The organism is Lentilactobacillus sp. (assembly GCF_040773105.1).
GTDB classification, from domain to species: domain Bacteria; phylum Bacillota; class Bacilli; order Lactobacillales; family Lactobacillaceae; genus Lentilactobacillus; species Lentilactobacillus parabuchneri.
Genome location: NZ_JAXGWW010000055.1, coordinates 1 through 11,630, shown reverse-complemented (window position 1 = coordinate 11,630; position 11,630 = coordinate 1). Strand labels below are relative to the sequence as shown.

The following is an 11,630-nucleotide window of genomic DNA, read 5'->3' as shown; positions in this document are numbered from 1 at the left end:
TTGTTAAAATGACTTTCGAAGGGCTTTAAAAAGTCCACGACTGCTTGATGATTTTTACCGTTATAAACAGATAGATGAATAGATATGTCAACCGATAATCTTCTAGGATCTTAGTACTATCAGAGCCTCGATTGATTCAACTGCCGATCGATCCGTCAATAAGTGAACAGATAGATGGGTAGATACCGCGAAGTCATCATTTTAAAACTTTCCAGATACTTTCCAGATAATTATGATAAAGTGCGTATAACAATCGCCCAGCGGTGAAAGAACAATTCGGGTTCTTTCACCGCTGGGCGATTGTTTGGTAGTCAGTTCGGATTCTTTTAAATGACTAAATCGATGATGCTACCTGACTTGCTTTGCGAATGCAGTCAAAAAGTCCGTTACATCACCAACGTAGGCGAAGTCCGATTCTTCAAAAATTGGTGCATCCTTATCAATATTGACCGAGACGATCTTTTTGGCATTCTTAATTCCAACGGTGTATTGGACCGCTCCGGAAATTCCCAAGTTGATTAACAGGTCGGCTGATAGTTTGGCGCCGCCAATGCCGATTTGATCATCGTGGGTGAATTCCGGTTCGTCGGTTAATGGCCGGGAGACGCCGACCATGCCACCGAGTTTTGCGGCCAGGTCTTTGGCCAGTTCAATGTTTTTTTCGTTATAGGCACCGCGACCCAGGGCGATGACAACTTTGGCATCGTCTAATTTAGAGGAGCTGTTAATGATTGGCTCGGTGGCGATTACCTGACTATCGGCTTGCTTGTGGAAATCAAAGACAGCCTTGGTGATTTCTGAGACAGTATCGTTGGTTTTCTCTGCCCGGAAAGTGTTTGGTCGAACGGTAACCATCTGTGGCCGTTCGTCTGGGCAGACAATATCACACATCACGTTATCTCCATAGGTCGGCTTAACTTGAACCAGCTGGCCATCTTTGTAGAAGATATCCAAACAATCGCCAGTCAGGCCGGTCTGAAGCTTTGCCTGCAGACGAGGTGCAACTGATCGCCCTAAAATAGTAGCTGGGAAAAGCAAGCTGTCTGGTCGGTTGTGATTGATCACTTGGAAGAGTGCGTCAGCGATTTCTTCATCGGTTGCGGTTGCGAATTGATCGGCTACCAACGTTTCAATCCGGACAGGACCGTATTGTTTAAGCGTTGTTTCAATAGTCATTGCAGTGGTTTCCGGAACGACAGCAACGACTTTACGACCGTCAGCAATCTGCTTTGCTTTGGTAATCAGCTGAAGGCTGGTTGGCTCAATTCTGGAGCCGCTTGTTTCGATATATACCCAAATTTCATTGTTATTCATCATGTTGACTCCTCTCAATCCAAGCTGCCAAGCAGTTCTGAAACAGCTTGGGTTGGGTCATCTGGTAAGACAGTTGTTTTCTTAACTTCTTTGGTCGGCGCATAAACCTTGGTGACCTTGGTGGGGGAACCGGCTTGGCCAATCATTGACGGATCAAGGTCTAAATCCTTTTCAGTCCAGGTGGTGATTGGCTTGTCGAAGCTTTCTTTGATATTCGACGGGGTTTCGTAACGCGGTGTATTCAGTTCTTTTCGAACGGTCACGACCGCTGGTAGGGTCAGCTTAATATCTTGAACGGCCGAATCCAGCTGGCGTTCGATAACTAAGGTGTTGGCAGATTCTAAGCTCAACGTTTCCGCAAAAGTAACTTGTGGAAAATCAAGAAATTCGGCAACAATCGGTCCCACCTGGCCGGTATCTGCGTCCACGGATTGACGACCAAATAACACCAAATCAACATCTTTGATGGCTTCGATTGCTTTGGCCAGGGTATAACCGGTTGCCAGCGTATCGGCACCACCAAACGCCCGTGAGCTCACCAAAATTGCACGGTCTGCGCCCATTGCCATCCCATCTCGAAGTGACGTCGTGTAACTATCGGGTCCCATACTGAGGAGAATCACCTCGCCGCCTGCTTGATCACGAAGCTGAAGGGCCGCTTCTATTGCATTTTTATCAAATGGATTAATTATTCCCTGGATTCCTGATCGGACCAGGTTGTTTGTCTTGGGGTCAATTTTGACTGAATCTGTTTCTGGAACTTGTTTAATGCCGACAACGATTTTCATGAAGTCCACTCCTTACTTGGCAATTTCTGCATTGGTGATTTCAACGTTCATTTTTTCAATAGTTCCTTCAGCGAGCTCCATGGCTCTGGCATCTCGGATGAGGTGTTCAACCGGGTATTCGTGACTGTAGCCATAACCGCCCAGAATCTGAAGCGCTTTGTCTCCAGATAAAACAGCCGACCGGCTCCCATATGACTTGGCCATTGCGGCGATTTCATCATACGGTTGGTTGGCCACTTTATTTGTGGCGCCTTTTTGATATAATGCCCGGGTATTTTCTCTGGCGATGGCGATATCGGCGATTTTCTCCTGGGTGACTTGAAGTTGGTAAAGGGGCGTGTCCATGGCTTTTCGTTCTTTTGAATAGCTGACAGCCGTGGCCAACTCATGATCCATGATGCCGGCAAGTACGGCACCCATCAGAATCCGCGCGTCTGCATGGGCGTTATCACCGATCTCCAAGCCCTGCCCGACAACGCCTAACAAATGGCTTTCGGGAACGATCACGTGATTCAGGACGACTTCTCCGACCGGCACGCCCTTTAAGCCAATGAAATCTTCTCGTTTGCCGAATTTAAATCCGGGCATATCCTTGTCCACCACGAAGACGGCCAACTGGTCATCTTCAGTCTTCGAAAGAACGCAGTAGACTTCCGCAAGACCACCATTGGTAATCATAATCTTGTCGCCAGTGATGACCCAGTTATCCCCCTGCTTGATGGCCCGGGTTGAGATTCCTTTGGGGTTGGAGCCTCCGGACGGTTCGGTCATCGAGAAAGCAAAAATTCGTTTTGTTGCACTGGGGAGGTAAGCATCATTAAGTGCTTTATTCCCATCTTTGATAAACTGTTCGATCGTTTTGAAATGACCTTCCAAGGTAACAGCCATACTGGCGTTTCCGGCAGCCATATATTCAAGTGCCTGGGCTGTGGCAACGTAGTCAAAGCCGGCACCGCCAAACTCCCGGGGAAGGGTCATTCCCAGCAAGCCGGTGTCTACGACCTTTTGGAACAAGCCGTCCGTGTAGTCACCACGTTGGTCAATTTCCATATCAAGTGGGGCTAATTCGTTGGCAGTAAATTCCTTGATCATTTGAATCAGCATTTTGTTTTGATCTAATGTTATCGACATATTGAGTCCTCCTGTGCATGCGTTCACAATCCTTTATATTCCAAAATTATATAGCCCGTTATTCCAAAAGTCAATATAATATCGTATATAAAATGACGTGATGGTTGATGTAAGCTTATATAGTATGATAATATTAGGTCATAAATAATTTCGGGGATAACCAGGAGGCAGTGGGAAAATGGACATTCAAAGGTTTATTAATCGCAGAAAAGAGCTTGGTTATTCCCAAAGCGAATTGGCTAAGGGAATCTGTACGCAAGCCACTATTAGTAAGTTTGAAAATAACGGCAAGATGATTTCGACTAAGATTTTGACACAACTCTGCCAGCGGTTGGGCCTTTCACTGAGCGACATTTTCCCCAGTGAGTCGGATAACGATTCCGAAGTCAGGGACGAATTGCGGCACGCGGAATTTGACCTGATTACGACAGAGTATGACGAAGCATTAAAAATTTTGTCCAGCATTCAAATTGATCAAATTGACGATAAGCAGATAAAAATGGAATATTTGTTCATCAAGGGGTATGCATTGGCATTGAGCCGAGAAGACGTTGACGAAGCCATCTTTTGTTTTGATCAGATTTTGAACGGCTATGATGAGGAGCACAGCACCGTTTATTCACCACTGGCATACGTGGGCATGGGGATTTCCTACCAGCAGGCCGGCAACTTTGATAAAGCAGAATTCTACTTTTCAAAAATGCCGGAACGGTTGAAGACGATTTCCAACACCGATGTCGATTCGGTTTGGAAGTCACTCACGATGCTGTTTTACACCGGGAATTTTTATGGTGCGCAAAATGAATTGGACATCAGCAACATGTTGCTTCAGTCGCTGATTAATCTGAGTTCACAACGGCACGTCACCTTTTACGTCGCCCGTGCCCAGTATCATTTAGCCCTAAACGAACAGGCCAGCCACGGATACTCCGAACACGTTCAGGAGCTCTTGAATGACGCGGCTGCCTTTGCCCGCTTCAACAAGAACCAAAATCTCATCAAACAAATTGACCAAATCGAGCAAAATAGCCAAAAATAAAGCACTCGGACAATCATCTCATTTGAGATGGTGGTCTGAGTGCTTTATTTGGTCAGGTAGCGTGTTCGCAGCTTTTGAATGTTGGTAGTTGAAAGGTGCATTTCGGACTTTAGGTACTGTTTCATCGAACCTGATCGTTGGTCAATCGCTGAATATGCCGCGTTGAGATAGGCTGATCGGACAGGTGTCCAGTGGCCTTTTTTGTATTGCGGGAGCTTTGACGCGGTTAAGTAACGGTTGGAAGCCAAGTAGTTCTTCATGATGGTGGTTTTGGGGACGCCCAAACTGCTCAGTATCAACATTGTCGCGATACCGGTCCGATCTTTGCCATAGGTGCAGTGGTACAAAACAGCCCCTTGCTTTTGTCGGAGCAGAATCTTGAACATCGATCGATATGCCCGAATATCCTGTTTACCCGTGACAAGTTGGTGATAATATCGCGGCATGCGGTTGCGGCCCGACGACAAGTTGCTTAAGATATAGAGCTGATAAAAACGGGCACCAGAAATCCGGCTATCCGGTCGCAGCTTGATTTCCGGCTTTGAGCGGAAATCAAGTACAGCTTTAACGTGGTATGTTTTTTGGAAGACCAATCGATCGTGGTGCGTGAGGTTGGTCAAAGCATCTGATCTGAATAGTCGTCCTTGTCGGATATGCAGCCCATTTTTTGTTTTGATGCCGCCAAGGTCGCGGGTATTGGCGGTCCTTGTCAGTTTGATGTGGGTGCCAAGATTGGGTGCCTTGGCAGACGATGCGCAACTGGCGGTGAGTGCAACCAAGCCAACGCCCAGCGCCAGCCACAACTTTTTAAGCGTGATTGTCATGCGAAATTCCCCCTGATAGCACCATTATAAGCCTCATGAACTGGAAGACACTTATTTTAAGTACTTTTCAATGTGCTCTAAATCTCGTTGACGCTTACTGACTGTTTCATCTTCCGGGTTGAAATGATGCCAGCGGACCTTTTTCAGCCCGATCTTTTTAAATGTACCCCGACCAAGTGCTTTCATCACGGGATTTCCGTATACCAATCGATAAAGCAGGGTGGGGGTTCCACCAACCGTCAAAATTTGGATGGTCGGCTGTTTTGGCAAGATGACTTTGGGGTGCTTTGAGACGATCCGGTTCTTGCTGAAAACCTTATCGATAAAGCCTTTCGTCATTGCCGGCATGACTTCCCACCACAACGGGAAAACAAAGATGATTTCATCGGCTGATTTCAAGCGGTCAAAATAATCGTCGACTTGAGGATTCAATGACGCTTTGGTTCGCCATGCCGCTAAGTCGGCCGCATGCATGACTGGGTCGAAATTGTCCTGATGTAAATCGATTACATCAACGCTGTGACCGGCTTTCTTCAAATAATCAATAGTGTGTTGGGCAACGGCCGCACTGTAGCTGCGTCGATGGGGAACGTTCTGACTGGAACTCAGGGTATAGGGATGATCAAATACAATAATATAGTTCATAAAAACCTCTTTTAAATTTGATTGATGTAGTTGCTTTTAATTTTATATTCCAAGGAATATAATAATTATAATCAAATTAAATCTAAAGTCAATATATATTCCGAGGAATTTAAAATGAAAAAGAAAATTGCTATTGAAACAATTGCAGCTGAATTGGAGACGTTTCGGAGCCATGATATCGACGAGACGATTTTGGAAAAAATTCGAGAAACCGACTTGGGTGACGTCAATACCAGAATGGGAATCACCATCAATGACCTTCACGTCTTAAGTGCGGTGCCACAAGACGGCAGTGCTAAAATCGCGGAGATTGTCGATTCAGTGCCATTGACACAGGGGGCGGTTTCAAAGGTCCTCAGCAAGCTGACTACTAAAGGATTAGTGTCCAAATTTCACCAGCCAAACAATAAGAAAGATACCTTTGTTCAGTTAACGACGGCTGGTGAGAAAGTCAATCAACTTCACCATGAGTATCATCAAGTTGAGGCCGTTAAGCTTGAAAAATTAGCGGCCGGTTATTCTAAAGGTGAGTTGGAAACAATCGCATCCTTTTTAGCCGCAATCAACAAAATCCGCCAGTAAGATTCCAAATAAAATTCAAAATAATTTCGGAAACTGCTAACCGCTTTCATTCTTGATATACCAAAAAAGGATTTCTCTTACTTATTAAATCAAAGTTAGGCGAGCCTAATTAAAGATTTACATTGATTTAAACTATGCTAACATTAGAATTGTACAAACATAGAGGAGGTACTGCGATGTCAGACGAAAAAAAGCCAAAAAAGGAACATTTGATTCACTATGCGAATGGTCCTTCGTTGGAAGAAATTAACGGAACAGTTGTTGTTCCAAAGGGAAAAGGTTTTTGGAGAACGTTATTTGGATATTCAGGGCCCGGTGCGTTAGTGGCCGTGGGGTATATGGATCCCGGTAACTGGTCGACTTCGATTACCGGTGGACAAAATTTTGAATACCTATTGATGTCCGTTATCTTAATGTCGAGTTTAATTGCCATGTTGCTTCAATATATGGCAGCTAAACTGGGCATTGTGACGCAAATGGACTTGGCCCAGGCCATCCGGGCCAGAACTAGCCGTGCCCTTGGGTATGTTTTATGGATTCTAACCGAGTTGGCCATTATGGCGACTGATATTGCGGAAGTTATTGGGGCCGCAATTGCTTTATATTTACTATTCCATATTCCACTAGTTATTTCAGTTTTCATTACTGTATTTGATGTATTGCTATTATTGCTGTTAACCAAGATTGGATTTCGAAAGATTGAAGCGATCGTGGTGTGCTTGATCCTTGTTATTTTCGTCGTGTTCGCCTACGAAGTCGCTTTATCCCATCCTGATTGGCTCGGCGTCTTCAAAGGCTTGGTGCCAAACGGTGAAACATTCTCTTCGTCACCCCATATTGGTGGCCAAACACCTTTGACTGGTGCACTGGGGATTATTGGTGCGACTGTGATGCCTCATAACCTGTATCTCCACTCTGCCGTTTCTCAAACGCGAAAAGTGGATCATAGCGATGAAGAAGACGTTGCTCGAACGGTGCGTTTCTCAACATGGGATTCAAACATTCAATTATCAATGGCGTTTTTGGTCAACTCCTTACTTTTGATCATGGGAGTTGCAGTATTTAAGAGTGGCACCGTCAAAGATCCCTCGTTCTTCGGCTTATTCCAAGCACTATCAGACCCATCAACGTTAAGCAACGGGGTTTTGATTGCGGTGGCGAAATCAGGAATCCTTTCCATTTTGTTCGCCGTTGCATTGTTAGCTTCAGGTCAAAATTCCACTATTACTGGGACGTTAACTGGTCAAGTCATTATGGAAGGCTTTATTCATATGCACATGCCGCTTTGGATGCGTCGATTGGTGACCCGTTTAATTTCAGTTGTGCCCGTTTTGATTTGTGTGGCCATGACTGGCGAAGAATCGCCAATCCAGCAGCATGAGGCTTTGAATACATTGATGAATAATTCTCAGGTGTTCCTGGCATTTGCCTTGCCATTTTCAATGTTGCCGTTATTGATGTTCACGGATAATAAGATTGAAATGCATGACCGCTTCAAGAACTCATGGATTATCAAGATTCTTGTCTTTATTTCAGTTATTGCGTTAACTTTCCTGAACATGAATATACTGCCTGGACAGTTTGAAGCCTTCTTAGGCGACAATGCGTCAAAGGGGCAGGTTGCAATGGCTGACAATCTTTCATACGTTGTTATTTTCCTTGTGCTGGCACTATTGGCCTGGATGATTTGGGATATCCATAAGACCAACAAAAAATTGCAGGCAAAGTTTGAAGCAGCCCACGAAGAGTAGTATAAATAGAGTTGTGATAAACTTAGTACTTTTTAAGAGAGATTAAATGATGTGTGAAAGGAATGTTTAGAATGGCAAATCAAGCAGGTGGTCAAAAATTTGACCGGATTTTAGTGGGTGTTGATGATTCGGAGGATGCACAACTTGCATTTCGTTATGCAATCCGCGAAGCTCGTCAATCAAACGCACGACTAATCATCACTTCAATTCTTGAAGAAGATAATGTCAATGTATTTCAGGCTTTAAGCAAGGACTATGTTCACGGTGAGCGCTCAGAGCTGGCCAAGCATATTGAACAATATCGTCAGTTGGCTTTGCGGGCAGGTGTTAAGCAGGTTGACACCGTCATTGATGAGGGAGACCCTGGTGAGACAATCGTGAAGCGGGTCATTCCAGCAACCAACGCAGATTTGTTGATTGTCGGATCACTTTCAAAGACTGGCGTACGAAAGTACTTTGGTTCCCAAGCAGCCTATATGGCCAAATATTCACCGATTTCCGTAATGATCGTCCGATAGTTTCGAGAATTCATAGATAAATAGGATTAATCAAACAAGAAGGCTTAGATATCGGGATTTTACCGGTGTCCCAGCCTTATTTTGATAAGTCAAAAAGGGGGATTATCTTGGAACTTACAGAAAAAAGCCGCAAGTGGTTCATTGCCACGTTGCTGCTGGGAACATTTACCATGTCAATTAGTCAGTCGTCTTTATCGACGGCCTATCCGACTTTTATGCGCTACTTTAATTTGCCGGCCAGTACGATTGCCTGGTTAACGACCGGCTTCATGCTGATCATGTCAGTGGTGATGCCACTGTCGCCGTGGTTGATGAAAAATTTTCGGTTTAAGCCATTATATCTGACGTTGCTGGTCAACTTTGTGGTCGGAACGTTAATTATTATCTGGGCGCCTAATTTTTTGGTGATGATGTTAGGTCGGTTAATGGAAGGATTTAGCGTCGGTGTCTTATTTCCGTCATACCAATCGATTATTCTGGAAATCACACCAACCAGTCAACGGGGAACCGTCATGGGAACCGTAGGCCTGGTAATGGGATCCGCACTAGCGGTCGGTCCAATTATTTCCGGGGTCTTGCTGCAATTTTTCCCATGGGAAGCAATTTTTGCCTTTTTCCTCATTACGTTGACGATTGTGTTCTTGTTGGCACTCAAGACAGTTGTTAGTCCACTGAAGATTGAATCCACGAAGTTCGACTTTGTGTCGGTCTTCATGTCGCTTGGAATCATTGGTCTACTGTACTTTATTAACGAACTTTCACATATGACTTCCGGCAGTTATCTGAACTGGATTATTTTAGTTGTTTCATTAATTCTGTTGGTGCTGTTTGTTCGCCGCCAATTGAGAATGCCACAACCATTACTTCGGTTAGATATTTTGTCGATTTTAAATTTTGATTTGGGCGTGGCGTTAACCTCGCTGTCCTACATGTCACTGATTACGGTTACGATTATCATGCCGCTATACTACCAGCAGATTCTTGGACTGACACCACTCTGGTCAGGATTGGCGCTTGTTCCAGCCGCTGCAGTGTTGTCCTGGTTAAATCGGCGAAGCGGCCGACTGGCAGATCGAATCGGCTTTAAGCCGGTGATTATGATTGGCTTTGGCCTGTTTATCGTCGGCTGGGCTGCCTTATTGCTGCTGTCAGGTTTGAAGAACGTGTGGGTGGCCATTCTTTGCTCGATTATCATCGAATCTGGTAACGCATTCGCTATGATGCCGGCAACGACGCTGGGTGCCAATTCATTGACCAACGATTTGATCCCCCATGGATCATCAATCATCGCCACGATTCGACAGATTATGGGGTCAACCGCCATTGTGATTGCCACTGTGGTTTTGGGTGACAAAAACTTCAACGGCGTTTTCCTCACGTTTCTCATCTTGGAAATAATTGCCATTTTCTTGGTATTTAAAATCAAGGATACGAAAAAGGTGCCTGTTACGGCTTAAGACCGTCTTGTGAAATGTAACCTATTTTCAGAAATGACATATGTTTACTATTGACCTTGTGAACTATTTTGAAAATCACAATGCTTTTTGTTGTATCCATTTTCATGACATGATATTCTATATTTGGATGTTGAAATGTCTATTTAATTTAGGGCGTTACAGATTTATCCAAATTATAGGAGGTTATATAATGGCATATCGTACTGTTAATCCTTTCAACAATGAAGTTGTAAAGGAGTATCCATTTGCGACTGACGACGAGCTGCAGGCTGCATTGGCAACTGGTCATGATTTGTATGAAACAATGAAGAAACAAGATATTTCGGAAAGGGCTAAGATCCTTCATAACGTTGCTGACAAGCTGCGTGATCACGAAGATGAATTGGCTCGTGCCTGCACAATTGACATGGGTAAATTAATTGGTGAATCAAGAGGCGAAGTTGAATTGGTTGCGTTAATCGCTGACTGGTTCGCAGACCATGGTGAAGAATTATTAAAACCTGAAAAGATTGATACCATTGCAACTGGGGATGCTGAAATTCAGCACCACGCAACTGGCGTTGTCATGATGGTTGAACCATGGAACTTCCCTTACTACCAAATCATGCGTGTTTTCGCACCTAACTTCATGGTCGGAAACCCAATGATCTTAAAACACGCTGCCAACACACCAACCTCAGCCCAGATGTTTGCTGACGTGGTTGCTGAAGCTGGGGCCCCTAAAGGTTCATTAACCAACCTGTTCCTTTCATACGATCAGGTTACCGAAGCAATCGAAGATCCTCGTGTTCAAGGCGTTGCTTTAACCGGTTCTGAGCGTGGTGGTACAGCCGTTGCTGGTGCTGCTGGTAAGAACTTGAAGAAGAACACCATGGAATTGGGCGGCATGGATCCATTTATCGTTTTAGGCGATGCAAATATGGATGATGTCAACGATATTGCATGGCGGGCACGTATCTACAACACTGGCCAAGTATGTACATCTTCCAAGCGTTTCATTGTGATGGACAATGTCTACGATGAATTCGTTGAGAATTTGAAGCAAAAATTTGACCAACTCAAACCAGGCGACCCACTTGATCCTAAGACGAGCTTGGCGCCAATGAACACCAAGAAATCAAAGGATAAATTACAAAAACAACTTGATGAAGCGATCGCCAATGGCGCCAAAGTTGTTTATGGCAACGAACCAATTGACTTACCAGGCCAATTCTTCAAGCCAACAATTTTGACTGATATTGATAAAGATAATCCAGCATACAAGACTGAATTATTTGGCCCAATCGCATGTGTCTACAAGGTTCACAGTGAGCAAGAAGCAATTGATCTTGCTAACGACAACCCTTATGGACTGGGTGGAATCGTCTTTGCAGGCGACGCTAACCACGGTGCTGAAGTTGCTTCACAAATCGAAACTGGGATGGTCTTTGTTAACAACTTTATGTCAACATTACCTGAACTTCCATTTGGTGGGGTTAAACTCTCAGGCTACGGCCGTGAAATGAGCCACATTGGCCAAATGGCATTCGTTAACGAGCAACTAATCGTTAAGACTGACAAGCCAAACATGGATAATTTAGC

Annotated in this window: 11 protein-coding genes; 6 read left to right on the top strand and 5 right to left on the bottom strand. The window is 44.5% G+C overall.

The window, feature by feature from the left end; all coding sequences use genetic code 11:
• Window positions 1–348 precede the first annotated feature (348 nt).
• From AB3112_RS04535 to AB3112_RS04525, 3 genes are read right to left on the bottom strand one after another with little or no spacing between them, the layout of a single operon-like run.
• Window positions 349–1,314, bottom strand: a complete 966-nt coding sequence (locus AB3112_RS04535) for an electron transfer flavoprotein subunit alpha/FixB family protein (RefSeq protein ID WP_367334029.1) — start codon at window positions 1,312–1,314, stop codon at window positions 349–351.
• A 14-nt stretch (window positions 1,315–1,328) separates the two neighbouring features.
• Window positions 1,329–2,102, bottom strand: coding sequence for an electron transfer flavoprotein subunit beta/FixA family protein (locus tag AB3112_RS04530; RefSeq protein ID WP_084998076.1), 774 nt, complete (start codon window positions 2,100–2,102; stop codon window positions 1,329–1,331).
• Between the two features lie 12 nt (window positions 2,103–2,114).
• Window positions 2,115–3,233, bottom strand: a complete 1,119-nt coding sequence (locus AB3112_RS04525; RefSeq protein ID WP_367334028.1) for an acyl-CoA dehydrogenase family protein — start codon at window positions 3,231–3,233, stop codon at window positions 2,115–2,117.
• Window positions 3,234–3,411: 178 nt separating this feature from the next.
• Between AB3112_RS04525 and AB3112_RS04520 the strand changes: the two genes are divergently transcribed.
• Window positions 3,412–4,272, top strand: coding sequence for a helix-turn-helix transcriptional regulator (locus AB3112_RS04520; RefSeq protein ID WP_084973233.1), 861 nt, complete (start codon window positions 3,412–3,414; stop codon window positions 4,270–4,272).
• 44 nt (window positions 4,273–4,316) lie between these two features.
• Here AB3112_RS04520 and AB3112_RS04515 read toward each other — a convergent pair whose 3' ends face one another.
• Entirely contained in the window at window positions 4,317–5,096 is a 780-nt protein-coding gene (locus tag AB3112_RS04515) for a tyrosine-protein phosphatase (RefSeq protein ID WP_084973232.1), read from the bottom strand.
• A gap of 51 nt (window positions 5,097–5,147) precedes the next feature.
• Window positions 5,148–5,741 (bottom strand): NAD(P)H-dependent oxidoreductase, encoded by a 594-nt coding sequence (locus tag AB3112_RS04510; protein WP_084973230.1) that lies wholly within the window; start codon window positions 5,739–5,741, stop codon window positions 5,148–5,150.
• Between the two features lie 114 nt (window positions 5,742–5,855).
• On the opposite strand from AB3112_RS04510, the gene AB3112_RS04505 reads away from it, so the two are divergent.
• From AB3112_RS04505 to AB3112_RS04485, 5 genes are all read left to right on the top strand, one after another.
• A complete protein-coding gene (locus AB3112_RS04505; protein ID WP_367334027.1) occupies window positions 5,856–6,323 on the top strand; it encodes a MarR family winged helix-turn-helix transcriptional regulator in 468 nt (155 codons plus the stop codon).
• Between the two features lie 176 nt (window positions 6,324–6,499).
• Window positions 6,500–8,074: an Nramp family divalent metal transporter gene (locus AB3112_RS04500; RefSeq protein WP_367334026.1), complete on the top strand. Its 1,575-nt coding sequence runs from the start codon at window positions 6,500–6,502 to the stop codon at window positions 8,072–8,074.
• A gap of 71 nt (window positions 8,075–8,145) precedes the next feature.
• Window positions 8,146–8,592, top strand: a complete 447-nt coding sequence (locus AB3112_RS04495; protein WP_057909931.1) for a universal stress protein — start codon at window positions 8,146–8,148, stop codon at window positions 8,590–8,592.
• Window positions 8,593–8,699: 107 nt separating this feature from the next.
• The gene (locus tag AB3112_RS04490; protein ID WP_367334025.1) at window positions 8,700–10,049 is read left to right on the top strand and encodes an MFS transporter; all 1,350 of its coding nucleotides are present in this window, start codon (window positions 8,700–8,702) and stop codon (window positions 10,047–10,049) included.
• 190 nt (window positions 10,050–10,239) lie between these two features.
• Window positions 10,240–11,630: NAD-dependent succinate-semialdehyde dehydrogenase (locus AB3112_RS04485; RefSeq protein ID WP_367334024.1), on the top strand; the 1,391-nt coding region annotated here is incomplete at its 3' end.

Bases quoted from the DNA above. Each gene is read 5' to 3' on its own strand.
- AB3112_RS04530 (WP_084998076.1), bottom strand. From the start codon at position 2,102: ATGAAAATCGTTGTCGGCATTAAACAAGTTCCAGAAACAGATTCAGTC.
- AB3112_RS04495 (WP_057909931.1), top strand. From the start codon at position 8,146: ATGGCAAATCAAGCAGGTGGTCAAAAATTTGACCGGATTTTAGTGGGT.
- AB3112_RS04500 (WP_367334026.1), top strand. From the start codon at position 6,500: ATGTCAGACGAAAAAAAGCCAAAAAAGGAACATTTGATTCACTATGCG.
- AB3112_RS04515 (WP_084973232.1), bottom strand. From the start codon at position 5,096: ATGACAATCACGCTTAAAAAGTTGTGGCTGGCGCTGGGCGTTGGCTTG.
- AB3112_RS04505 (WP_367334027.1), top strand. From the start codon at position 5,856: ATGAAAAAGAAAATTGCTATTGAAACAATTGCAGCTGAATTGGAGACG.
- AB3112_RS04520 (WP_084973233.1), top strand. From the start codon at position 3,412: ATGGACATTCAAAGGTTTATTAATCGCAGAAAAGAGCTTGGTTATTCC.
- AB3112_RS04510 (WP_084973230.1), bottom strand. From the start codon at position 5,741: ATGAACTATATTATTGTATTTGATCATCCCTATACCCTGAGTTCCAGT.
- AB3112_RS04525 (WP_367334028.1), bottom strand. From the start codon at position 3,233: ATGTCGATAACATTAGATCAAAACAAAATGCTGATTCAAATGATCAAG.
- AB3112_RS04535 (WP_367334029.1), bottom strand. From the start codon at position 1,314: ATGAATAACAATGAAATTTGGGTATATATCGAAACAAGCGGCTCCAGA.